At 58.3% G+C, this 22,086-nt stretch carries 21 protein-coding genes; 13 read left to right on the top strand and 8 right to left on the bottom strand.

Translation table 11 applies throughout. The annotated features are described in order from the left end of the window. The first annotated feature begins 20 nt into the window (after window positions 1-20). The 3 genes from AC1Q6D_RS08465 to hpaI are packed head-to-tail and all read left to right on the top strand — an operon-like array spanning window position 21 to window position 2,957. Window positions 21-1,325 carry an MFS transporter gene (locus AC1Q6D_RS08465; RefSeq protein ID WP_103404701.1) on the top strand — a complete coding sequence of 435 codons (1,305 nt, stop codon included), beginning with the start codon at window positions 21-23 and terminating at the stop codon, window positions 1,323-1,325. A gap of 12 nt (window positions 1,326-1,337) precedes the next feature. Then, window positions 1,338-2,141, top strand: a complete 804-nt coding sequence (gene hpaH / locus AC1Q6D_RS08460) for a 2-oxo-hept-4-ene-1,7-dioate hydratase (protein WP_103404702.1) — start codon at window positions 1,338-1,340, stop codon at window positions 2,139-2,141. A 15-nt stretch (window positions 2,142-2,156) separates the two neighbouring features. Beyond that, window positions 2,157-2,957, top strand: coding sequence for a 4-hydroxy-2-oxoheptanedioate aldolase (hpaI, locus tag AC1Q6D_RS08455; protein WP_047529654.1), 801 nt, complete (start codon window positions 2,157-2,159; stop codon window positions 2,955-2,957). A gap of 104 nt (window positions 2,958-3,061) precedes the next feature. Here hpaI and hpaR read toward each other — a convergent pair whose 3' ends face one another. Further along, the gene (gene hpaR / locus AC1Q6D_RS08450; RefSeq protein ID WP_103404703.1) at window positions 3,062-3,484 is read right to left on the bottom strand and encodes a homoprotocatechuate degradation operon regulator HpaR; all 423 of its coding nucleotides are present in this window, start codon (window positions 3,482-3,484) and stop codon (window positions 3,062-3,064) included. A gap of 288 nt (window positions 3,485-3,772) precedes the next feature. Between hpaR and AC1Q6D_RS08445 the strand changes: the two genes are divergently transcribed. The 6 genes from AC1Q6D_RS08445 to AC1Q6D_RS08420 all read left to right on the top strand — a co-directional run bounded on the left by AC1Q6D_RS08445 (window position 3,773) and on the right by AC1Q6D_RS08420 (window position 8,640). Next, window positions 3,773-5,071 (top strand): NAD(P)/FAD-dependent oxidoreductase, encoded by a 1,299-nt coding sequence (locus AC1Q6D_RS08445; protein ID WP_103404704.1) that lies wholly within the window; start codon window positions 3,773-3,775, stop codon window positions 5,069-5,071. Between the two features lie 31 nt (window positions 5,072-5,102). After that, window positions 5,103-5,468: a cupin domain-containing protein gene (locus tag AC1Q6D_RS08440; RefSeq protein ID WP_047529659.1), complete on the top strand. Its 366-nt coding sequence runs from the start codon at window positions 5,103-5,105 to the stop codon at window positions 5,466-5,468. Between the two features lie 52 nt (window positions 5,469-5,520). Next, window positions 5,521-6,180 carry a helix-turn-helix transcriptional regulator gene (locus AC1Q6D_RS08435; RefSeq protein ID WP_103404705.1) on the top strand — a complete coding sequence of 220 codons (660 nt, stop codon included), beginning with the start codon at window positions 5,521-5,523 and terminating at the stop codon, window positions 6,178-6,180. Window positions 6,181-6,265: 85 nt separating this feature from the next. Next, window positions 6,266-7,087, top strand: a complete 822-nt coding sequence (locus AC1Q6D_RS08430; RefSeq protein ID WP_103404706.1) for a molybdenum cofactor biosynthesis F family protein — start codon at window positions 6,266-6,268, stop codon at window positions 7,085-7,087. Further along, complete coding sequence (locus tag AC1Q6D_RS08425) at window positions 7,080-7,880, top strand: SDR family NAD(P)-dependent oxidoreductase (RefSeq protein ID WP_103404707.1); 801 nt, start codon at window positions 7,080-7,082, stop codon at window positions 7,878-7,880. Before AC1Q6D_RS08430 ends, AC1Q6D_RS08425 begins: the two co-directional genes overlap by 8 nt. Then, entirely contained in the window at window positions 7,873-8,640 is a 768-nt protein-coding gene (locus tag AC1Q6D_RS08420) for an SDR family oxidoreductase (RefSeq protein ID WP_103404708.1), read from the top strand. Before AC1Q6D_RS08425 ends, AC1Q6D_RS08420 begins: the two co-directional genes overlap by 8 nt. Before the next feature lie 41 nt (window positions 8,641-8,681). Here the strand turns inward: AC1Q6D_RS08420 and AC1Q6D_RS08415 are convergent, their stop codons facing one another. The 4 genes from AC1Q6D_RS08415 to AC1Q6D_RS08400 all read right to left on the bottom strand — a co-directional run bounded on the left by AC1Q6D_RS08415 (window position 8,682) and on the right by AC1Q6D_RS08400 (window position 12,599). Continuing rightward, a complete protein-coding gene (locus AC1Q6D_RS08415; RefSeq protein ID WP_103404709.1) occupies window positions 8,682-9,290 on the bottom strand; it encodes a TetR family transcriptional regulator in 609 nt (202 codons plus the stop codon). 164 nt (window positions 9,291-9,454) lie between these two features. Then, window positions 9,455-10,417, bottom strand: coding sequence for a transcriptional regulator FeaR (feaR, locus tag AC1Q6D_RS08410; RefSeq protein ID WP_047529668.1), 963 nt, complete (start codon window positions 10,415-10,417; stop codon window positions 9,455-9,457). 117 nt (window positions 10,418-10,534) lie between these two features. Beyond that, on the bottom strand, window positions 10,535-11,119 hold the full coding sequence (locus AC1Q6D_RS08405) for a DUF3156 family protein (RefSeq protein WP_103404710.1): 585 nt from the start codon (window positions 11,117-11,119) through the stop codon (window positions 10,535-10,537). Beyond that, entirely contained in the window at window positions 11,100-12,599 is a 1,500-nt protein-coding gene (locus AC1Q6D_RS08400) for an APC family permease (RefSeq protein ID WP_047529671.1), read from the bottom strand. Before AC1Q6D_RS08400 ends, AC1Q6D_RS08405 begins: the two co-directional genes overlap by 20 nt. A 289-nt stretch (window positions 12,600-12,888) precedes the next feature. Between AC1Q6D_RS08400 and AC1Q6D_RS08395 the strand changes: the two genes are divergently transcribed. Continuing rightward, window positions 12,889-14,217, top strand: coding sequence for an alginate export family protein (locus tag AC1Q6D_RS08395; protein ID WP_103404711.1), 1,329 nt, complete (start codon window positions 12,889-12,891; stop codon window positions 14,215-14,217). A 39-nt stretch (window positions 14,218-14,256) separates the two neighbouring features. Here AC1Q6D_RS08395 and AC1Q6D_RS08390 read toward each other — a convergent pair whose 3' ends face one another. The 3 genes from AC1Q6D_RS08390 to AC1Q6D_RS08380 form a co-directional block, all read right to left on the bottom strand. Further along, window positions 14,257-15,228, bottom strand: coding sequence for a methyl-accepting chemotaxis protein (locus AC1Q6D_RS08390; protein ID WP_103404712.1), 972 nt, complete (start codon window positions 15,226-15,228; stop codon window positions 14,257-14,259). A 145-nt stretch (window positions 15,229-15,373) separates the two neighbouring features. Beyond that, window positions 15,374-16,330 (bottom strand): p-hydroxyphenylacetate 3-hydroxylase reductase component, encoded by a 957-nt coding sequence (locus AC1Q6D_RS08385; protein ID WP_090462240.1) that lies wholly within the window; start codon window positions 16,328-16,330, stop codon window positions 15,374-15,376. Window positions 16,331-16,386: 56 nt separating this feature from the next. After that, window positions 16,387-17,556, bottom strand: coding sequence for a p-hydroxyphenylacetate 3-hydroxylase oxygenase component (locus AC1Q6D_RS08380; RefSeq protein ID WP_103404713.1), 1,170 nt, complete (start codon window positions 17,554-17,556; stop codon window positions 16,387-16,389). A gap of 271 nt (window positions 17,557-17,827) precedes the next feature. Here AC1Q6D_RS08380 and AC1Q6D_RS08375 point away from each other — a divergent pair, with 271 nt between their 5' ends. From AC1Q6D_RS08375 to AC1Q6D_RS08365, 3 genes are all read left to right on the top strand, one after another. Next, window positions 17,828-19,315: an aldehyde dehydrogenase family protein gene (locus tag AC1Q6D_RS08375; RefSeq protein ID WP_103404715.1), complete on the top strand. Its 1,488-nt coding sequence runs from the start codon at window positions 17,828-17,830 to the stop codon at window positions 19,313-19,315. Between the two features lie 1,172 nt (window positions 19,316-20,487). After that, the gene (locus AC1Q6D_RS08370) at window positions 20,488-21,381 is read left to right on the top strand and encodes a LysR family transcriptional regulator (protein ID WP_092234976.1); all 894 of its coding nucleotides are present in this window, start codon (window positions 20,488-20,490) and stop codon (window positions 21,379-21,381) included. Between the two features lie 488 nt (window positions 21,382-21,869). Further along, window positions 21,870-22,082 carry an AlpA family transcriptional regulator gene (locus AC1Q6D_RS08365; protein WP_046482923.1) on the top strand — a complete coding sequence of 71 codons (213 nt, stop codon included), beginning with the start codon at window positions 21,870-21,872 and terminating at the stop codon, window positions 22,080-22,082. Window positions 22,083-22,086 lie beyond the last annotated feature (4 nt).

Here is a 22,086-nt window from a genome sequence, read left to right as displayed (position 1 = left end):
CAGACAAAAAGTATAAAACCATGAGCACAGCCAATACCGCCGACACCCTCAACACCCTCGCACGCGACCGAACCCACAGCACCATCACCTGGCGGCTGATGCCGTTGTTGTTGATCTGCTACCTCTTCGCTCACCTCGACCGCATCAACATTGGCTTCGCGAAGATGCAGATGAGCGCCGACTTGAATTTCAGCGACACGGTCTATGGCCTTGGCGCCGGTCTGTTCTTCATCGCCTACGCGCTGTTTGGCGTACCCAGCAACATGGCCCTGGACCGTGTTGGCCCCAGACGCTGGATTGCCACGCTGATGGTCGTCTGGGGGGCGTTGTCGACCTGCATGTTTTTGATCGACAGTGCTATGGGGTTCTATGTCCTTCGCTTCTTGCTGGGGGTGGCCGAGGCCGGTTTTTTCCCGGGCATACTGGTGTTTCTCAACCGCTGGTATCCGGCCGGCCGCCGAGCGCAAATAACCGCACTGTTTGCAATCGCGGTGCCGATGGCCGGTGTCATCGGTGGTCCGCTCTCGGGTGGCATCCTCGAGCACTTTCATGACTTTGGCGGCCTGCGCGGCTGGCAATGGATGTTCGTCATCGAAGGTACGCCCGTCATCCTGCTCGGGCTGGTGGTGCTCAAGTGCTTGCCGGACAGCTTCGAGACGGTCAAGTGGCTGACCCTGCAGCAGAAGCAACAATTGCGCGAGCAACTGAACAAAGAAGAACACCGCAAATCGATCACCTCGCTATCAGCCATTCTCACTAACCCGCAGGTGTGGCTGCTGGTGGCGGTGTATTTCGCGGTGATGCTGGCGGTCAACACCCTCGCCTTCTGGATGCCTACGCTGATTCACGGAGCGGGGATCGGCAGCGACGGCAAGGTCGGCCTGCTCAGTGCCGTGCCTTATCTGGCCGGTTGCTTTTTTATGATCGGCTGTGGGCGTTCGTCCGATCGTCACCGTGAACGCCGCTGGCACCTCTGCGTTCCCTTGCTGATGTCTGCTGTCGGTATCGCTGTCGCCGGACTCTCCCCCACCAACCCGACGTGGGTGCTCAGTGGTTTGATCCTCGCCGGCATGGGGGCCAGCGCGGCGTTGCCGATGTTCTGGCAGTTCCCGCCCGCCTTTCTTTCCAACAATACCCAAGCCGCCGGCATTGCCCTGATCAGTTCCTTCGGAAGCATCGCGTCGTTTTTCGCGCCCTATCTGATCGGCTGGATGCGCGACACAACCCAGAGTGCCAGCCTGGCCCTTTATGTCCTGGCACTTCTCATCGCACTCGGTGGTTTTCTGGTGCTGCGCACCCAGGCCGCCATCGTCAACCCTCAGTAAGAGATCAATGTCATGCTTGACCAACAACTCATTCAGCAAGCCGCCGCCCGCCTCGACCACGCCGAGCGTTCACGCGAGCAGGTCCGTCAGTTTTCCCTGGATCATCCAGCCATCACCATCGAAGACGCGTACGCCATTCAACGTGCTTGGGTCGCGCAGAAAATCAAGGACGGCAGAAAACTGGTCGGGCACAAAATCGGCCTGACCTCGCGGGCCATGCAGGTCTCGTCCAACATCACCGAGCCGGATTACGGCGCTCTTCTCGATGACATGTTCTTCGACGAAGGCACCGACATTCCGTTTGAACGTTTTATCGTGCCGCGGGTAGAAGTCGAGCTGGCGTTCATTCTGGGCAAACCCCTGAAAGGCCCGAATGTGACGGTCTTTGATGTGTTGGACGCCACCGAATGGGTGATCCCGGCGCTGGAAATCATCGACGCGCGCATCCAGCAGATTGACCCGCAAACCAAGGCAACTCGCCAAGTGTTCGACACCATCTCCGACAACGCCGCCAACGCCGGCGTGGTCATGGGCGGTCGCGCGGTGCGTCCGACGGAGATCGACTTGCGCAAAGTGCCAGCCGTGCTCTACCGCAATGGCGTAATCGAAGAGTCCGGTGTCTCCGCCGCAGTGCTCAATCACCCGGCGAAGGGTGTGGCCTGGCTCGCCAACAAACTGGCGGCTTACGACGTCACTCTGCAACCCGGACAAATCATCCTGGGCGGTTCCTTCACCCGTCCTGTAGCCGCAAACCCTGGCGATACCTTCCATGTTGATTACGACATGCTGGGCTCTATTGCCTGTCGTTTCGTTTGACCGGAGACCCGCACAATGGATATGCCTGTTAACACCTTCAAGCTTCGCCTGCAAAGCGGTGAAGCGCAGATCGGTCTTTGGCTCGGGCTTGCCGACCCGTACTGCGCAGAACTGGCGGCCAACGCCGGTTTCGATTGGCTGTTGATCGATGGCGAACATGCGCCCAACGACCTGCGCGGTATGCTCGGCCAGCTCCAGGCCGTGGCGCCCTACCCCAGCCATCCGGTGATTCGCCCGGTCATTGGCGATACAGCATTGATCAAGCAAGTACTCGATATTGGCGTGCAAACGTTACTGGTGCCCATGGTTGAAAGCGCGGAACAGGCACGGGAACTGGTCCGAGCCATCCACTACCCACCCAGCGGCGTTCGCGGCGTAGGCAGTGCATTGGCCCGCGCATCGCGCTGGAACAGTATCCCCGGCTACCTCGACAAGGCCGATGAGCAAATGTGTCTGCTGGTTCAGATCGAGAATCAAGAGGGCCTGGCCAATCTGGACGCGATTGCGGCGGTAGAGGGTGTCGACGGGGTCTTCATCGGCCCGGCGGACTTGAGCGCCTCCATGGGTTTTCGCGGCAATCCGGGCCATCCCGACGTTCAGGCCGCGATCGAGGACGCCATCGCCCGCATCCAGAAAGCCGGCAAAGCGGCCGGCATTCTCAGCGCCGATCAGAAACTGGCCAGGCGTTACATCGAATTGGGCGCGGCGTTCGTGGCTGTCGGCGTCGACACCACCGTCTTGATGCGCGGCCTGCAAACCCTCGCTGCCACCTTCAAAGATGCTCCGGCGCCTACCAGCTCCGGCGGCGTGTACTGATTCCTTCGAGATAGCCGACGAGACTCAACGATTTGAAACTGCTGCGCGCACAGATTTACGTCAATGGCCAATGGATCGAAGCCGATGACAGCAATCGTTTCCCGCTAGCGCTTGAGCGCTTTCAACTCGTTGAGCAACGTCAATAACGTCTGCAACTTCTCCTCGCCAAAACCAGCCTGCAGCCGCTGATAATTCGCTTCCATACTCTGACTCATCGAGCTGAAGCAGGCCCGCCCCTTTTCCGCCAGCCGCACCAGCACTCGTCGTTGATCCTGCTCCGCCTTACGCCGTTCGACCATGCCTGCGGCCTCCATGCGCACCAGCACGCCGGTCATGCTCGGCTTGAGGATGCATGCCAGCTCCGCCAGGCGATTGATTTCCAGCTCCTCGTGCTGACTGAGGATACGAATGACCCGCCATTGCTGCTCGGTCAACCCGTGCTGATTCAAAGAGGGACGAAAAAAACCCATTGCGGCTTCGCGAGCCTGGAGCAATGTGAGGGTCAAAGATTGGCGCGGCCTGGACATCGGAATACGTTCGAACTCATCGTTAGTTAATAAATTAACTAAACTCTATCATCCTCCGCTCAGCATTGCGCGTTCCTGATCATTACGAAGCGTCGTGAAATCCCGTTGCGCTTGATCGGATTCTCGCGCGGACCGCGAGCCTTTCCAATTCTGGCAGCCACGGTCAAAACTCGCGGCACACAGGATCAAGACACCTACCGGTCGGAAGGCACTTAATACCACCCAACAGGTACAGAGCTTCTTGTAGGCCCTGCAGTTGAGTTTCCCTTCACTTTTCCAGGCTGCGCCATGATCAATATCGAAACGCCTACCTACTACTCGGCAACCAAAAAATACAACCTCAGCTTTCCGACCCTTGAGCAGGACGTGGAGGCGGATGTCGTCGTGATTGGTGGCGGTTTCTCCGGCATCAACACGGCGCTGGAACTGGCTGAAAAAGGCATCACCAATATCGTGGTGCTGGAAGCGCGTTACCTGGGGTTTGGTGGTACTGGCCGCAACGGCGGACAGATCATGGCGGGCATCGGCCACGACCTTGAAAAGATCAAGAAGCACGTGGGCGAGCAAGGGCTGCGCGAGATCTTTGAGATCAGTGAGCTGGGCGCCGGCATCATCAAGGATCGAATCGCCAAATACTCAATCGATGCTGACTTCTGCAACGGCTATGGCTACATGGGCTTCAACGCCCGCCAGGAAAAGACCCTGCGCGCCTGGGAGAAAGACTTCAAGTCGATCAATACCAAGGACGAAATCCGTTTTATGGCAGGGTCCGAGGTCAAACAGATCATTGGCTCCGATGCTTACACCAGCGCGCTGCTGCACATGGGCGGCGGGCATGTTCACTCACTGAATCTGTTGTTGGGCGAAGCCAAGGCACTGGTCGGGCACGGTGTGCGCATCTACGAACACAGCCCGGCCCTGGAAGTCAGTTATGGCGAACGCATCACCGTACGCACGGGCCGGGGCTCGGTGAAAGCCTCCAAGTTACTGTGGGCCTGTGACAGTTTCCTCAACAAACTGGAACCGGAACTGCACAAGACCACGTTGAACACTTACGCCTTCCAGTTGATGACCGAACCGCTATCGGAAGAAATGATTAACCGCATCAGTCCAATACGCGGCGCCTACAGCGATATTCGGCCAGTGATCGACTATTACCGTGTCACCAATGAAAACCGTCTGCTGTTTGGTGCCGCGACGCCCTTTGTCGAGCACATCCCGCAAGACTTGAAGGCGTGGAACCGCAACCTGATGCTGAAAATTTTCCCGTACCTGAAGGACGTAAAAATCGACCTGGCATGGGGTGGTCCGATGGCGACCGGGGCCAATCTCTTCCCTCAAATCGGCACGCTCAGCGGTCGTCCCAACGCCTTTTTTGTGCAGGGTTACGCCGGCTTCGGGGTGACGCCCAGCCACATCATTTGCAAGGTATTGGCAGAGGGCATGAGTGAAGGATCTTCCCGCTACGACCTGATCAGCTCGGTCAAACATGCGCAAATCATGGGCAAAGATCACATCCGCCCGCTGCTGCTGACGGCCGGCAAAAGCCTTCACCAACTCTCGGGCTATTTCAACGGTCGCCGTTGATCCCCACCCTTTCATTCACAGGAGAACTGCCATGCCCGTTACCACTCTCAAGAAAGACATCCAACTGTCCGAGCTCGACGCCTGGGGCACTGTCGCCGACCTCGGCTCCGAAATCCTCGAAGGCGAAGTCAAAGCCTTTGGGAAAATGACGTTCGGCGCACCGACCGATCCAGTTAGCAGCGCGTATTTCGGCACCACCCAAGGCAAATTCCGCATGGTCTACCCATTTTCAGAACAAGCCACCGTGGTCACCGGCGAAGTGGTCTTGACTGACGAATCCACGGGCCAGAGCACTCGCTACAAGGCCGGCGACAGCTGGTTCGTGACCAAGGGCACGCCTGTGCTCTGGGACATTGTCAGCGAAAGCTTCGTGAAGCATTATTTCGCGGTTGCCTGACCGTTACCCGCTGCCGGCTCACGCCGGCAGCCTTTTGGCGAAGTGACCGACCATGAACGCCATCCCTGCCCAGGAAGTCGCTGGCCATTGCCTGCAGGCTTTCACTCAAATCGTTCCTGCCAGCCAGGCCGCGTTTTATTGTGTCGACCGACAGCTGCAAGCCCGCGACTTCCGGTTGCACCAGATGAGCGGTGAAATGCATCGCGATTATCTGGACAACTATCGTCAATTCGATCCGCTGCAACCGCGCAATTGTCAATCAAGCGGTCTGGCGGTGGTACCTCTTGGTTTCGCCATGGCCCGACAGCCCAGCCGTGACAGTCGCCGCTATCGAGACTTCCTGCAACGCTACGGTGTCGTCGACGTCGTAGAGATACTTGCTCATCGCTCCGGCCAGCCTCAGGCCGCTATCTCCTTGTTGCGCACCGCTGCACAAGGTGCTTTCACCGCAGATCAGTTGGCTCAACTCAGTGCTTTGCAGGCGCTGCTGCAAATGGCGGTTGCCAACATGCAGCCCTTTGAAGATTCGCTGTCAGGACTGACCCCCAAAGAGCGTCAGATCGCGTTGTTGTTGCGCCAGGGCGCCAGCAACAAACAACTGGCCCTGGAGCTGGATGTCGGTCTTCCCACCATCAAGACCCACTTGATCAACCTGTTCCGCAAGACCGGCGTGACCAGCCGCACCGAACTGGTGGGGGCGCTGTTTCTGTAAGCCGGTTCAACCATCTGGTTGATAGGCGAACCACTGTCCCGGCCGCATGCTCCAGGTTGTCAACTCATTCAACCGGAGCCATGCAATGACCACACAATCTGACTGGATCACCGTAGGTGCCCTCGCCGACGGTTTCGCCCCAGAAGCTTTTATCCTGCCCAACCTCGCCGATCTCAACGGCAAGACCTTCACGCTGCACTTCGCTAACGGCTGGCAGATCGAGCATCGCTTCGAAACAGCAGAACTGAGCTGGAACGCCGCTGACGGTCACTCCAGCGGATCTGCCGCGTACCGCGCCACGTCCGTGCGTCCTGGCCTGTATCTGGTCGATTTCATCAAGCGCGAAGCCGGTCAGGCGTGGTCGGTGAGCCTGGTCCTGGACACCGCCACGTCGTCGTTCACCGCCGTGATCGCGAGCATGCCGACGCAGGCAGAAACACAGGAAGGACTGTACAGCCGCGCGCTTGCCGGTAAACCCCTGACGTCGGTTGAGGTGCAATTTCTGCAGGGCAGCCTCGACCGCCCCTGGCAAGAAGGCCAATGCCCACACGCGCCGACCCGAGAATTGGTCGGGTTGCGCAACCTGTATCGCTATAGCCCCAGCGAAGTGTACGAGCACATTTATCTCAACGATCAGTTCTATGCCTGGCAGTGCCTCAAGGGCGTAGAGCAAGGCTTGTGCGATACCGACCGTTGCCATTACTACAAGATCGCCGAGCAACTGTACCTGTTCGTCTGGCGTGAAAAGATCATCCCCACCCTGGGCCTGGTATTGATCGACCTGCAACAGCACCGCAGCGACGGCAAGATCTTCGGCTATGCCGGTGCGTCCTTCGATGAGCTGTCGAACTTTCCGGTCAGCTCCTACTGCCAGGTCCTCAATCGCACGGAGTATCCCGATGCCTGAGTCACGCACGATTGTCATCACCGGGGCCGGAACGGGCATCGGTGCCGCTTGCGCGAGGCTGTATGCGGCCGAAGGTGCCCATCTGGTTCTGGTCGGTCGTCGACGCGAGCCTTTGGAGCAGGTTGCTCGGGAAACCGGCGGCCTGATCCTGGTCGGCGATGCGGCCTGTCCGGACACGTGGGAAGGATTCGTTGCGCAGATTCGTGAGCGCTTCGGTCGGCTTGATGTACTGCTCGCTTGTGCCGGTGGCCATGGCGTGGGCAGCGCGACTCAGACCAGTCCGCACACCTGGGAAGCATCGCTGCGCAGCAATCTGGACAGCGCGTTCTACAGTGCCAGGGCCTGCCTGCCGCTGCTGATCGAACATGCCGGCAACATCGTGCTGATCGGCTCCATAGCCTCTCTGGCCGCCGGACCCGAAGTGTGCGGCTACACCACTGCCAAGCACGCATTGCTTGGGCTCAACCGCTCACTGGCCAGGGACTACGGGCCACGCGGCGTGCGGGTGAACGCGGTTTGTCCGGGCTGGGTCACGACCCCGATGGCCGATGAGGAAATGCAGCCATTGATGAGTTTCTATGGCGATACGCTGCAGCAAGCCTACGACCGGGTTTGTGCCGATGTGCCCTTGCGGCGTCCTGCCAGCGCCGACGAAATCGCCAGGGTTTGTCGCTTCCTCGCCAGCGCCGACGCGTCGATCATCACAGGGGCGACCGTGGTCGCCGACGGGGGTTCCAGCATCGTCGATGTGCCAACGCTGGCTTACGCTCACATGGAGGCCGCCCATGCGTGAAGACTTCAATTTCAGCGGTAAAACGGTACTGGTGACCGGTGGCGCGCAGGGCATTGGCCGGGCAATCGTCGAAGCCTTCGCATTGCGCGGGGCGCGAGTGATGATCGCCGATCTTCGTCTGGCTCAAGCTCAGGCGGTCGCTGCAGACTTGAAGGCGCGAGCGTGCCAGGTTGAGGCTGTGGACATTGATCTGGCCGACGCGACAGCGGTAGCCAAACTGGTTCAAGGGTTGGAGCGAGACTGGGGGCGGTTGGATATTCTGATCCATAACGCCGGCTACTTTCCGCTGACGCCGTTCGCCGAGATCACCCCCCCGATTCTCGAGCGCACGCTGGCTGTCAATCTCTCGGCACTGTTTTGGCTGACCCAGGCCGCCTTGCCGATGTTCCAGCGTCAGGGTGCTGGCTGCGTGCTGGTCACCTCGTCGGTCACCGGTCCACGGGTGGCCTATCCGGGGCTGAGCCATTACGCGGCGTCGAAGGCCGGGGTCAACGGTTTCATCCGCAACGCCGCTCTGGAACTGGCCTGTCATGGCGTGCGCGTCAATGGTGTCGAGCCCGGCATGATTGCCACGCCAGCCATGGCCAATCTGGGCGACGATCAGGTCAATGGCGACATTGCCAACCGGGTACCGTTGGGACGACTCGGCTCTGCCGAGGATATTGCCGGGGCCATGCTCTTTCTTGCGTCTGACCTGGCCACTTACATCACCGGACAGACTATCGTCGTTGACGGTGGATCGACCTTGCCAGAGGTGTGATTTCGCACCTCAGGCAAACGACCTGAGCCGCCTGGACACCATCAGCCACGGCTTGCACCTTCGAGCATCGACAGGGAATCCCTGAAGACACGCGACAAGGCTGCAAGCCGTTTGACGTAACCCTGCGGCGTCGCATAGATCAGCTCCACATGCAGGCTGTCGACAATGCCAAGATAGGCGTCGCAGAACACTTCCAGCTGCTCAGGCTGAACCCCCACCGACTGGTATTTGTCATGCGCGGCGCTCTGAAAGCACCGGCGAATCCGTGCCAGGTAACCCTCGAACCCCGTGGTAATCACTGTGCGGATATCCGCCGGCGGGAAGTAGGCCGTGCGCAATAGAAAACGCAGATGCGCCGACACGTCATAGCGTCCGATCAAACGTTCGAGGTGTAATTGACCGGGTATATCCGTGTGCCGGGCCTCTTCCTTGAAACAGGTGCTGATGTACTGATGCTCATGTTCCAGGGCGATCTCGAAGACCGTCTGAAACAGGTCATCCTTGCTGACAAAATGCGCGTAAAGCGACGCCTTGCGCATGCCCGCCCGGACGGCGATCTCGTTGAGGGACGAAGCGTCGTAACCGCGATCGGCAAAGTGTTCGACCGCTACTGCGCAAATATTGCTGGCCGACGGGGTGAGCGGTTTCATGACATCGTTTTCCCTGACTCATAAAATAAGGACTCAGTGCTCGGTCCTGACAAGTCATGGCCAGCGACATCAGTGCTAGTGGTGGCTTCCTGCCCGTCGGCAGGAAGCCTTCGCCAGCTTATCCAGCACCTTGGTCAACATCAATTCGTTAATAGATTAATGACCTACGCAGCTCCGACCGCTTGTTGCAAATGGGTCGAGCGGAAGTCCTTGGGCGAGAGGTCGAACTGTTTCTTGAACGATCGACTGAAGTGAGCGGAATCGGTGAACCCCCACTTGTAGGCGATCGATGTGATCGACTCACTCTTCAAGAACGGATTCGTCAGGTCATCCGCGCTTCGTTTGAGTCTCGCACGCTGAATGTAGCGGCAGACACTGTCGTCCTGCTCTTCGAACAACCGGTACAAATGACGAACCGAGATGTTCAATCGACTGGCGAGCCCCACCGGGCTTAGCCCCGGCTGAGTCAAGGATTCCTCAATGACTTTCTGGACATAGCTACGCAGATTATTGCCCTGCAGGGATGCAGCGCTGTCACCCTGCGTGTCATCCATTTCGAAGGCGGAACCGAGCAGCGAGACAAAGGCTGATTGCAGCGCTTCACCTTCTGCACTCGAGTCCTGCCCGATCTGCCCTTCCCTGCACAGTTGATCCATCAACACATGAAGCATACGGCCACAGGCCTTGCTGGAAGAAATCTTGCCAAAGGTTCTCGAAGCGCTTCCCAGGTGTTTGTACACCTCGTTGCGCGAGAGCGACAGCGAGGCATGTTCGATAAGCCCGAAAGGGCTGATCTCGATCGACCCTGTGGAGTCCATCAACAACATATCGCCCGGGGCCAACTGAATGACCTGGCCATTTTGGGTGATCTGACAATAGCCACTGCGCTGGCTGACCAGGAAACAATGTTGATCGTTATCGTGATCGGCATTGGGCCGGTCGCGGGAGATCAAACCGGCGTTGGTACGCAGATTGGCCAGTGACAGACCACCCCTGGACTGTTTGGAAACCTCGCCGATGAACAGCGAACGGTTGTAGGCCAGTTCAGTGTCGAAATGGCCACAGGCCGCTCGCAAATCCCGAGTCCAGTTTTCTAATCCATGTTGCGCAGACTGATAGGTGCTCATGGGCATCTCCGCAGTGGCATCTTGTTTTTGTTGGCTAATAGTTAACATGTTATCTATATAGACGCAACAAATCCGTGGTACCGACTACAGAAGCACTTATGGTGCCAACTCCTGAATTCAGAGCCCGCTCAATACCCGCTGAAACCCCACCAGCACATTGAGCAATTCCTGACGTTGCTCGCCGCTCAGGGCGATGTAACGACGAAAGGCCGGCATTCGGTTGACCACCTCGCTACCGCCCATATGCTCCAGCCGAACCTGCCATTGAGGCCCGTCCAGGTCGATTTGCAGGGTCTTGAAATCAAGCACCATCAACGATTGATGCAATGCCTGGTCTTCTTCCAGGCAGGCCTGGAGCCTGGCTGCCAAAGCGGGGTCTCCCGCCCGTTGCCGACACCTCAATCCCGTACGTCGAATCGACCCGCCATGGTGCAACTCGAAGCGAGCACTGCCCTCCTCTGAGGCGGGCACCCTGATCATGAATTGCGTCATCACCAGGTGCATCAGCAATTGCGATTCGGTGCGCTCGACAATGTCGATCTGAAGGTCGGCTTCTTCCAGAATCAGCACGGCCTCGGCCGGGCCTGTCGAGGTAAAACCCTCCCGTGCGAGGTTACGCCGCAGGTACTCCAGCGTGACCCCTGGTCGGTAACCTGCCGGGGCTCGCTGGGCACTGAATATCTCAGACAGTTTTTGCAGCATGGTCGAGATACCCGTTGTGAGGGTTGCCAAGCTCATGGGAAAACTCCTTGGCCAGCACTTCTTCGACCGAAGCTGGCTTGAATGGATTGACTCGCTGCACCACCAATGTCCAGAACAGGGCGTACGACGCCGTTATCCCGAGCATCACCCCGAACGGCACGTAGATATCCGCCGGGTTCATCCCTGGCGGGGTAATGAACCACATGCCCAGCAAGATGCCGACGCTGGAGAGAATCTGTGGCAACGGGAAGAATGGCGAGCGATAAGCGCGTGGCAGATCCGGACGACGAATCCGCAGGATGACCACGGACAGAGTCACCAACAGGTAGGCAAAACTCCACGCACAGACCGCCGCCAGTACCAGGTGCATGATGTTATCGGTGTTGCCGCCCAACCACAGGGCATACAGGCACGGAATCAGCATCGCCACCAGAATGCACAACAGCGGAGTTTTGAAACGCGGGTGCAAATACGTGAACATCTTGGGCAACGCACCGTCCACCGCCATGCCGTAGAGAATTCGCGGCACGCCCGCCATCAGCGTGTTGATCGTGGCGGCACCGGCAAACAGAAAGCCGATCCCCAGCCACATCGGGCCGACATGCCCCATGACCTGCTCGGCGAACTTCGGAATGGCCATGGGAGTATCGAGCAGATGCACACCCGTGGCAGCATCCAGCAACACGTTTTCGACCTGACGCTTCATCGCGGCGCCATAGATGAACATGCAGGCGGCCACACTCAACAGTCCCAGAATCATGGCCTTGGGCATGACCTTGGCCGAGTTGCGCAAGTCCGGCGCCAATGGCGTCACGAACTCGCAACCGACGAACATGAACATGGCCATGCCCACCAGCGACAAAATGGTGATCAAGTCGGTACCCACCAGAGAGACGCCGAACCAGCCATCCAGTTGTACCGCCGGTGCCGCGATCAGCCCCAACACGCCAAACACCATCAACGTGGTCCACATGCCGAAGGTCAGAATGATCTCGGCGCGACCAAAGGCGCTGACGCCGAACGCATTGAGAACCCCGAACACGACGACGAACCCTACCCCGAGCAACCAGGAACCGCCGGCATTCTCTGCCAGGGTATTGAGGTGCTCGAAGTTCACCAGCGCCATGACCCCGGACAGAATGGTTTCCGCGGTGCCCGCGAACACATGCACGATCAGGTACGCCGACAACGTGCCGGTGATCGCGAAGAAACGCCCCATCCCGCAATTGATGTAGTCGTAGACCGAACCGGTGGTTGGCAGGATCGACGCCGCTTCGGCAAAGGTCGTCGCCTGGGCGAGCATCATGACTGCCGCAATCAGCATGGCCACCGCGAATGCGCTGCCGCCGATACCAAAGCCCATGGTCGCGGTGAGAATCACCGGACTGGCCATGATCAGGCCGATGGTGCTGGCCAACGCGGTTGGGAAACCAACGCTGCCCCGTTTCAGATGCTGTGTGAGCCGGTCATTGATCGACATGGTGCGGATCCTCGAAAGCGGATTTCTTGATGGATGTATCGAGCCGTTCAAGGAGCCGGCGATGAAGCCCTCCCCAGCCAGTCCCTGATCGAAACGGCCTCGTGTTCAGGATCACTTTGCGCTCGTCCCGGTCCGTCGTCTTGCCCATGTCTGCCGCCGGTTTTGTTGCTGCCTGCCAAGGAGCACTGCCTGGCTGGCAGAGTCAATTGCGTGGCACGCAGATCAAAGACTTCCCTCCCTCCCAGTCATCCTAATGCGCCCTCGACCAACAATGCTGGGGAACGTAACAATGGAGCAAACGCTGAAAACACGATCGCTTTCCAAGGCCATTGGCCTGGGCGTCGCGCTGTTGACCGCCAACTCGTCCACCTACGCCTACGAGCTTTATGCCGATGAAGACACTAAAGTCACAGGCAACTTCCTGGCTGTCTACGGGATGTTTAACAGCCGCAAAAACTATGACGGTACCACCGGTGGCTCCAGTTGGCGCGAAGGTTTTATCAAATATGGACTCAGTGTCGATCAGACACTTGGCAGCGCGGGGAGCGTCTATGGAACGGCCAACCTGGTCAGTTCGGGCACCTGGGGGGACGGTGATGCGGCGGGTATTACGGATGGCACCGAGCGCACCACGAAATTCGACGAAGCCTTTGCAGGATGGCGTTCGGGCGAACTCTTTCCAGTCCTGGGCAAGGACGGCGTAGACCTGTCGTTCGGCCGCCAGATCATCACCCTCGGCGACGGCTTCATCATCAACGATGACGGCCTGAATTTTGGCAAGGGACCTGCCGACGGCAAGCTCAATCGAGGAGGCGCCTACTATCTGGCCGCTCGACATGCTTTCGACGAGACTGCTGTCGTTCGCCTGGGGGGCAAAGACGGCATACACGGCAGCATGATGTGGATGAAGTCCAACAATCGCTCACAAGCCAACACCGAAATGGCCGCCGGCACGCTGGAATACACGGCAGCACCGGGTACCCTGGGCTTGACCTACATCCACGGCATCGACGTTGACGACCGCTACGCCAGCGACTTCCAGAAGCAACGCGAAGGCATGAACATCTATAGCCTTCGTGGCGCGGGCAATGCCGGGATAGAAAACGCCCACTTTGCTTTCGAATATGCCTGGCAGGACAAGGACGCCGGCGACGAAAAAGCCTGGTACACCGAAGCCGGCTACACCTTCGCCGATTTGCCCTGGTCGCCCGACCTGACTTACCGCTACAGCCGCTATTCAAAGAACTGGGATTCGATGTTCAACGGCTTCAACCGCGGTTATGGCACCTGGTTCCAGGGTGAAGTGGCCTCCAATTATTCCGGCCCCTTCAATAGCAACACCTCGGTCCAACATGTCGCGTTGAAGGTCAAACCGGTCGACGTGGTGACGGTCGGCGCACTGTTCTTTGACTACAAGACACTGCACAAAAGCGACGCACTGAACCTCGATGGTCGCGAACTGGATCTGTACGCCGAATGGGCTGTGAGTGAACACCTGATCGTCACTCCACTGTTGGGCCTGTACAAGCCGAATAAAGACGAAAGCAACAGCGGGAATCAGGTGGGCGGCAATGGCACCAACGTTTACAGCCAGCTCACCGTGGCCGTACCGTTCTGATGACCTTCAGGAGCTGCACTGCGCAGCTCCTGAGCCAACCTACTGTTTGTGTTCAAGCAACATGGTCTGAATCCGATGCGTGGCCTGGCGGGTACATTCCGCCAGCTTTCGGACTTCGTCGGCCACCACCGAGAACCCACGCCCGATCTCTCCTGCCCTTGCCGCCTCGATCGCGGCGTTCAGCGACAGCAGGTTCGTCTGGTCCGCAATGCCTTTGATGACACTCACGACGGTTGCGATTTGCCCGTAGGTCGCCTGATTCTGCTCAAGCATCTGACGGTGGGTTTCCCTGGCCGAACGCTCATCACTGATGTCACGTACTGCGCCGATGACGCGGGCCAAACGCCCCTGCTCGTCACGGGCCGCACGACCACGTTCGCGACACCAGATGTAGTCGCGGGTCCTGTGGCGCATCCGGTACTCAAAGACATACTCGCCACTGCCCTGTGGACTGAGAATCTCACGATCAAAGATCGCCATGATTTTTGGCAGGTCATCTGGATGAGTGATCCCGACTTGTGCATCCCAGCCGTCGGGCAACTCTTGGGGGCCGTAGCCCATGAGAAGGCGGAACTGGCTGGAGAAGCGCATACAGCTGGCAGGGTCCTGGACATCACCGTTGACCACATTGATGTCCCAGCAACCTTCAGTGAGCGTTGACTGCAACAGGTCCCAGATTTTCGCATCCTGCTCATGTTGGCGGGCATCCAGAACGCGCCGGTTCAACTCGATTTCAAGTGATTGTTCACGAGCGCGCACCTGCTCCAGTTGCTGACAACGCTCGGCAAGCGACTGTTCACTGCGTTCCAGCTGCAGGCTCAGGTCCCGGGTCTGCGACTCGGCGGCCAGCCGTTGATGCGCAACCTCAGCGCTTTGCCTGACTAACTCATCCAGGCACATCTGCAATTGCGGGCAGGCGCCAAGCCCCTTCACCTCAAAAGCCTCGCCGGCCAGCAGGCGCTGCAAAGCCTCAGCGAGTTCAAGCATCTGTTTATGTTTCTTGAAAAACATCAGCCAGTCCTTTGTTCATCGAGTCTAAGGACTGGATCTGACAGGAGGCTGAAGAGAATTGCTTGTACGACGCTGCAGCGCCGTTTGCTCCTGCCTGCCATGAATGCAAACGGCGCCCTTGAGCGCCGCAGAAATGCCTGGAGAATCAACAGCGGCTGACAAGCGTCTTCAATACCGACTTGAAGGTATCGATCTGTTCGTCGCTGAAATCGGCGAATACCTTGTCCTGCTGCTCCCGTGCGATGGCCCACAAATCGTCTGTCTGCTCGATACCCGCAGCGGTCAACCTGACGCGACTGTCATCATCGTTGACCAGCCCCTTGCGTTTTAGATTGGCTATCGCCTCATCAATTTCCCGGACCGGCATCGCCACCTCGCGCAACAGGTCGCCGGGACTGAGCCTGGCGTCGTTTTCCAATACCATCAACATCCGCGCCTCGCTGGTACGCAGGCCCGTGGACAACTGCCGGGGCTGATAGCTCGACTGGTAAGCCCGCACTGCCTGCGTCATCAGGTAGTACAAGTTGTGGCTAAGGCGGCCCTGAAAATGACTGCTCGGCGGTTGGCTTTCATCGCGTTTGGTCATGCGGGTATGAGGCAAGACCATGGAGTAGGCGCCCTGGTGATACAGCAATGGCGAGCGACCGAAATCGTCGAAGGCCACCACCTTGCCGATCATGATCCAATGGTCGCCACCGTCCACCTGCTGGTACTTCTCGCAGTGAAAACGCGCCGAGCAATCGGCGAATACCGGAGAGCCACCCTCCCCGGATTCATACTCGATCTCGGCGAAGCGATCTTCCTTGGGGCGGGCGAAGTTGTTGGAGAGATCGATCTGGTCGGCGGCCAGTACGTTGACCGCGAAATGGCTGGCCTGCTCGAACACCTCGTGACTGTTGGAGCGTTTATCGATACTCCACAGCACCAGAGGCGGATCGAGGGACACCGAGTTGAAGCTGTTGGCGGTGACCCCGACTTTGCGCCCGGAGGCGGTGGCGGCCGTCACCACGGTCACCCCGGTAGCGAAGTTGCCCAGTGCCCGGCGAAACGCCCGCGGGTCGAAGGTGGTTTCAGTGGCTGCGCGAACGCTGTGATCAGTCATGCAAGACTCCCGGACGGCTTCCATGAGCAGTCCTGATTGTTGTTATGAAGGCGGGTTCAGATCATGCTCGGGTCGGGCTCCAGACCCATCAGTTCGCGACCGAGGATCTGTGCACAGACGTCGTAGTCGGTGTAGGCATGGGCCCCCGTCATGTGTGAATCGCGGAACAGGCGCTGCATCTCGTTATGTTCGAACCAGGCATTGCCACCGGCGGCCTCGAACAGCCGATCCACGGCCTGGATGCACATTTTGGTGGCGTACGCCTGATTAGTGCGCCAGAACGCCAGGGTTTCGCGGCTTGGATAGCGCTGCTGTTCACTGTGTTCAGCGTGCTCCTGCCAGGTCTTCTCGAGAAAAGCCCGGGCGGCGGCGACCTGGTGAGTCGACTCGGCCAGACGCATCAACGCTGGGGTCGCGGCACCGACCGCCGCACCGGTGTAGGCCCGCACGCGGGTCTTGGTCTTTTCGCGGAACACTTCAAGCATCCGCTCGGCCACCCCCAGGCTCACGGTGGAGAACCCGCTGGCGAAATAAGGACGGTACGGCGAGTAGAAGATTTTGCTGTCCGGGTACAAACCGAAGCCCGCGGACTTGCCTTCCATCATGTCCTTGGCTTTCTGGATCCGGTGTTCCGGCACCCGCACATTGTCGATGATCAAGGTCTTGGTGCCGCTGCCTTTCATACCGGCGGCGAACCAGTCGTCACGAATCTGATAATCACTGCGCGGCAGAACCGCGAAGCAGTAATCCTGAGTGCCCTCGGCGTTCTTGCGACGGAAGCCGACAATCGCCCACTCGGCGTGGTCGCTGCCGCTGCTCCAACCCATTTCACCACTGAACAGCACTCCGCCTTCTATTTCTTCGGTGCGACCAAAAGGCGCGATGCTGCTACTCGCGGTGGCATTCGGATCATCGCCCCAGACTTCCTGCTGCAGTTCGGCCGAGAACAGCGCCAATTGATGACTGTGGGTGCAAAGCAGGCTCATGGCCCAGGCAGTACTGGCACAGGCCCCCGCGAGCAAGGCAATGCAATCGGCAAACTGGGGCAGCGATAGCTCCATGCCACCGAAGGCTTTCGGCTGAAAGGCACGGTGCAAACCGATGCTTTTGAGCAGCGCAATATTCTCGTCGGGGACCTTGCGATCCTGCTCCGCCTGGAAGGCGTTTGCAGCGATGGTCGGCAGGATGGACTTCAGGTCTTCAAGGAGCGGGTTTGGCTTTTTCATGGATGGCCCTGCTTATTATTGGATGTCCAGGCGACTCTCGAAATTGCAGAGTGGCGCCGGATGCAGAGCCAGTATGGAGACACCCATCCTGGTAGAAAATGCACCTTCCAGAGCCAAGATTGTACTTTTCAAAGGCGATGAGCCAAACCTGCCGAACACATCCTTACGGCGCTGGCAGCCACAGACATAGGCGCCGGCAGCCACAGTCAAGCCAGCCTGGAACCCATGGATTAACCTCGCGCTTTTCTTTATTCGCGACCAGGAAAACCCCATGAGCGATATTCCACTGCTGCCCGAAGTTGAAGCCTTCCTCAGTCGAAGCCATGCGCTGTTCATCGACGGTGGCTACGTTCAGGGTCATTCCAGCCAGACGCTGGACGTGATCAACCCTGCCACTGGCCAGGTCATCGCCCGAGTCGCTGACGCAGATCCTGTCGATATCGATGCGGCAGTGGCGTCGGCCAACCGCGGCTTCAAGCATTGGTCCCAGGTGGCACCGGCGACTCGCGCAAACGTGCTGATGAAACTGGCCGACCTGCTGGAGCAAAACCGCGAGGAGCTGGCGCAGATCGAAACCTGCCAATCGGGCAAGATCATCCAGATTTCCCGGGCCTTCGAAGTCGACCAGGCCGCACATTTTCTGCGTTATTACGCTGGCTGGGCGACCAAGATCAGCGGTCAGACCCTCACCCCGTCACTGCCCTCCTTCGCTGGCGAACGCTATACCGCCTTCACCCTTCGCGAACCCGTCGGGGTGGTCGTCGGGATCGTGCCGTGGAATTTCTCGACCATGATCGCCATCTGGAAACTCGCCTCGGCACTGGTGACCGGCTGCAGCATCATCATCAAACCCAGCGAATTCACCCCGCTGACCATTCTGCGGATCGCCGAACTGGCCATCGAAGCCGGCCTGCCTGCCGGTGCCCTGAACGTATTGACCGGTGGCGGTCTGGTGGGTAAAGGCCTGATCGAACATCCAGGCACTGACAAGGTTTCGTTCACCGGCTCGGTGCCGACAGGCATTGCCGTCGGCCAGAGCGCCATGGGTGCCGGGCTGACCCGCGCCACACTGGAACTGGGCGGGAAAAACTCCGCGGGTTTCCTGCGCGATGTAGATGTGGACAAGGCGGTCAACGGCATCATCGAAGCCGGTTTCCTGCACTCAGGGCAAATCTGCGCCGCCGCCGAGCGGTTCTTCGTCCATCGCTCACAGATCGATCCGGTCATGGACAAACTGGCCCAACGCCTGGGCGCACTGAACATTGGCTCACCGCTGGATGAGCGCACCGAATTCGGCCCGGTCACCAATCGCCAGCACCAACTTAAACTCGGCGAGTTTTTCGCCAAGGCACGAGCAGAAAACAACACCATCATTCACGGTGGCAATCTTATCGACCGCCCGGGCTGCTACGTCGAACCCACGGTGATCCTCGCTAACACAGTCAACGACACGCTGCTCAACGAAGAAACGTTCGGTCCGATTGCGACGTTCTTCCCTTACGACAGCGAAGAAGAGCTACTGGAATTGATGAACAACACGCCTTACGGCTTGAGTGCCAGCCTCTGGACCAATGACCTGAGCAAGGCGCTGCGCATGGTATCTGCCATCAACGCCGGAACGGTCTGGGTGAACATGCACACCCTGCTTGATCCGGCAGTTCCCTTTGGTGGCAATAAATCTTCAGGGGTCGGTCGGGAGTTTGGCAGTGCTTTTATTGAGGATTACACCGAACTGAAATCGGTGATGATTCGCTACTGATCGTGCGAGAAAAACCAGGACCGCCCGGGATTCGTGAACCGGGCGGCCTTGGGCGTGCCGTGCGACAACGCTCTAGGGCCAGGATTCTTGAGAGCGTGCCATGGCGCCCTGCCTTCAGCCCAGTCTGAAGGGCTCCTCCCACCGATCGAACATCGCCTCGAAGGCATGCTCTGTCGCAAGAAGCAGCACGGCGCGGCGCACGCGCTTCTGCTTGCCCGCCCAGCAGTACCGGTAAAGCCGGACTTTCCACTGAGGGCCGTCACTGGCAGCGAGTATCCAATCCATGCCAATGATTCGGACATGCCAAACAGACCTCTCTGAAAGTGCCATCGCGAGCCCCTGATCAGCGTCAGGGCCAGATGCTCATCTCACTATCCAGACTGCTCCAGCAACAAACCGATTCAGTGCGCGTCCGAATTCAAGTCGGGACTTAAAACACTGGGTGGTGCTGGACTTGAGTGGTTCCTGCAGAAACGAAAAAAGGACCCGAAGGTCCTTTTTTCGATCGCCGCACACTTCAGTTGAAATATGCAGCGCTATGTTTGGAGCGGGAAACGGGACTAGAACCTAGCCTCTAACCTTCTGATTTAAAAAGGTTTTCCTTGCTTCCTACCTCAGGAATGGACGCTATTCTGGACTTGTTCTGGCCCATTGGCAAGTCCTATACCAAGTTTTTTTCCATTGATGGCCACAGACGGCCAACAACAACCATGACTCACCCTTCACACGCCCCTGAGGCGAGTTGTTCGTGGAGGGGCAATAAGACCTCGTTGCCCCAACGAGACGGTCGCTCGGCAGTGCATGTGAGGGTGTCATGACAGGCCGCCCCTCATCCTCAGACCAGCCCAAGCCCAAGCCCAAGCCCCGCTCGTAACGCAACGTCTCGGCGATTGCCAGCAGTGATCTGCGCTCGGCAAAGCACCAACGCGCACGGCTGGCCCGCCCCACCGATCAAGCACCTATCGCAACTGAAGGGGCACGCAGCGACGCCGGTAGGATCAACACTTAAGGAAGCAGACACACAATTACGATTTGTGCGTGTCCACTTCGGCCACGTCAAAACTTGTGGATTGCATCACACAACGGTTCACCGAAACCACTACCAGTGCGCGAATAACAGTGCACCGCCCGCTGTCAAAGAGCATGTCAACAAGCAAAAAGGAAGATACACCATGAGGATACGTCACCTGCGCTATTTCCTTATCGTCGCTGAAGAACAAAGCTTTGCTCGTGCGGCGGCCAGAGTTCACATCGAACCTTCCCCGTTGTCGAGAGCCATAAGAGATCTTGAATCCTATCTCGGTGTCCGACTGCTCCATCGCACCAAGGGGCGTATACAGCTGACTTGGCCTGGGGAGATTTTCCGTGAAGAGGCTCGCCGCGTACTTGCCTACATGGATAACGCCCTGACACGAGTGCAATCGGCGTCTCAGGGCTATCGCGGCCGGGTACGCATCGGCATCGCCGACAGCCTGGCTCAGCCTCGGCTGACACAGCTGCTGGCTCGATGCCGAGAAGAGGAGCCTGCCACCGAGATTCGGATCGTTGAAATGACCGTCAACGAGATGCACAAAGCGCTCTTACACGACGAGATAGATGCGGGTTTCACTGTCGACAGCACAGTAGCCACCAATGGCCTCACAAAGTTTAGGGTTTGGGCCGAACGCCCTGCCATTGCTATTCCCACTCACCATCCGCTGCTTTCCCTGGATAAAGTTCCTCTTGGGGAAGCACTCCGGTACCCCCTGATTCTTTGCCATCCTGAACATTGCGCCGGCGGACGCAATGTCATTAATCATTGGTTTGAGGACGACTCGCTGCCCTCTCCCACCATTGCTGAACATGTTTCTGGTCATGAGCCCATGATGATGCTGGTGGCCGCTGGCTATGGCATTGGTATCGGGTTGGAATCGCAGCTTTCCATTTACAACCACCCTGACGTCATTGTTCGGCCGGTTATCGACGATATCCCCGACACCGCAACATTCATCGTTGTACCTGACAGGCCAATTTCAGCAGAACTGGAGCGCTTCATTAAAAGAGCGCAACAAATCGGGGAAGCATGACCGATGCGTGAGCAAGAATGATCACCCCATCCTCAGTTTTGGACTCTCACATTAAGTTCCATACATTTTTGTCTGGAGCACGACCCAAATATCCCCTTCATCGTCGCGAGATAAAGGGGATAGCCTTTGAATTCAGTGGGTGTGCACCGGCTCATGCACAAGCGCGCTAGCTTGTAGCGCTTGTCAATCGCAACCTACCGTTACTGACGGACATTTTTTGTCGCCCGCATGACAGAAAATGCCGCGCTCACTCGCGCAAAGATTAAACAGCGAGCGTCCGCCAGACGGACTATTTATCAAGACGCCGAACCTTTTAACAGTATCCGTTCCACGGATAGAGTTGGCCGCAATGCTTTGCCTCGCAGCCGGATGACGGAACATCAATACGGTGGTCAGTACCGTCCTATTGTTTGATGTGCTTCAGGGGTGGCAGCGATTCAATACGGGTCAACCCGAGAAGTGCCACTGAGCATTAAGGAGTGACCGCTATGTCTGAACAGAACCCTGCTCCAGCCCCGGAGCGACGCATCCTTCGCCGCCCGGAAGTTGAGGCCAAGACAGGCTTCAAGCGCGCCTATCTTTACAGCCTCATGAAGGCGGGCCAATTCCCCAAAGCCATAAAACTTGGCGTCCGCGCCGTTGGTTGGGACTCCGCAGAGATCGACCAGTGGATCACTGACCGTCTTAAAGAACGCGTCTGACTGA

It is taken from the genome of Pseudomonas sp. MT92 (genome assembly GCF_058792515.1).
The sequence above is the reverse complement of the archived record's forward strand: the minus strand, read 5'-3'. Positions and strand labels throughout refer to the sequence as shown.

What these genes read in the sequence shown, in the direction of transcription:
- AC1Q6D_RS08465 (WP_103404701.1), top strand. Translation starts at nt 21, where the DNA reads ATGAGCACAGCCAATACCGCCGACACCCTCAACACCCTCGCACGCGAC.
- hpaH (WP_103404702.1), top strand. Translation starts at nt 1,338, where the DNA reads ATGCTTGACCAACAACTCATTCAGCAAGCCGCCGCCCGCCTCGACCAC.
- hpaI (WP_047529654.1), top strand. Translation starts at nt 2,157, where the DNA reads ATGGATATGCCTGTTAACACCTTCAAGCTTCGCCTGCAAAGCGGTGAA.
- hpaR (WP_103404703.1), bottom strand. Translation starts at nt 3,484, where the DNA reads ATGTCCAGGCCGCGCCAATCTTTGACCCTCACATTGCTCCAGGCTCGC.
- AC1Q6D_RS08445 (WP_103404704.1), top strand. Translation starts at nt 3,773, where the DNA reads ATGATCAATATCGAAACGCCTACCTACTACTCGGCAACCAAAAAATAC.
- AC1Q6D_RS08440 (WP_047529659.1), top strand. Translation starts at nt 5,103, where the DNA reads ATGCCCGTTACCACTCTCAAGAAAGACATCCAACTGTCCGAGCTCGAC.
- AC1Q6D_RS08435 (WP_103404705.1), top strand. Translation starts at nt 5,521, where the DNA reads ATGAACGCCATCCCTGCCCAGGAAGTCGCTGGCCATTGCCTGCAGGCT.
- AC1Q6D_RS08430 (WP_103404706.1), top strand. Translation starts at nt 6,266, where the DNA reads ATGACCACACAATCTGACTGGATCACCGTAGGTGCCCTCGCCGACGGT.
- AC1Q6D_RS08425 (WP_103404707.1), top strand. Translation starts at nt 7,080, where the DNA reads ATGCCTGAGTCACGCACGATTGTCATCACCGGGGCCGGAACGGGCATC.
- AC1Q6D_RS08420 (WP_103404708.1), top strand. Translation starts at nt 7,873, where the DNA reads ATGCGTGAAGACTTCAATTTCAGCGGTAAAACGGTACTGGTGACCGGT.
- AC1Q6D_RS08415 (WP_103404709.1), bottom strand. Translation starts at nt 9,290, where the DNA reads ATGAAACCGCTCACCCCGTCGGCCAGCAATATTTGCGCAGTAGCGGTC.
- feaR (WP_047529668.1), bottom strand. Translation starts at nt 10,417, where the DNA reads ATGAGCACCTATCAGTCTGCGCAACATGGATTAGAAAACTGGACTCGG.
- AC1Q6D_RS08405 (WP_103404710.1), bottom strand. Translation starts at nt 11,119, where the DNA reads ATGCTGCAAAAACTGTCTGAGATATTCAGTGCCCAGCGAGCCCCGGCA.
- AC1Q6D_RS08400 (WP_047529671.1), bottom strand. Translation starts at nt 12,599, where the DNA reads ATGTCGATCAATGACCGGCTCACACAGCATCTGAAACGGGGCAGCGTT.
- AC1Q6D_RS08395 (WP_103404711.1), top strand. Translation starts at nt 12,889, where the DNA reads ATGGAGCAAACGCTGAAAACACGATCGCTTTCCAAGGCCATTGGCCTG.
- AC1Q6D_RS08390 (WP_103404712.1), bottom strand. Translation starts at nt 15,228, where the DNA reads ATGTTTTTCAAGAAACATAAACAGATGCTTGAACTCGCTGAGGCTTTG.
- AC1Q6D_RS08385 (WP_090462240.1), bottom strand. Translation starts at nt 16,330, where the DNA reads ATGACTGATCACAGCGTTCGCGCAGCCACTGAAACCACCTTCGACCCG.
- AC1Q6D_RS08380 (WP_103404713.1), bottom strand. Translation starts at nt 17,556, where the DNA reads ATGAAAAAGCCAAACCCGCTCCTTGAAGACCTGAAGTCCATCCTGCCG.
- AC1Q6D_RS08375 (WP_103404715.1), top strand. Translation starts at nt 17,828, where the DNA reads ATGAGCGATATTCCACTGCTGCCCGAAGTTGAAGCCTTCCTCAGTCGA.
- AC1Q6D_RS08370 (WP_092234976.1), top strand. Translation starts at nt 20,488, where the DNA reads ATGAGGATACGTCACCTGCGCTATTTCCTTATCGTCGCTGAAGAACAA.
- AC1Q6D_RS08365 (WP_046482923.1), top strand. Translation starts at nt 21,870, where the DNA reads ATGTCTGAACAGAACCCTGCTCCAGCCCCGGAGCGACGCATCCTTCGC.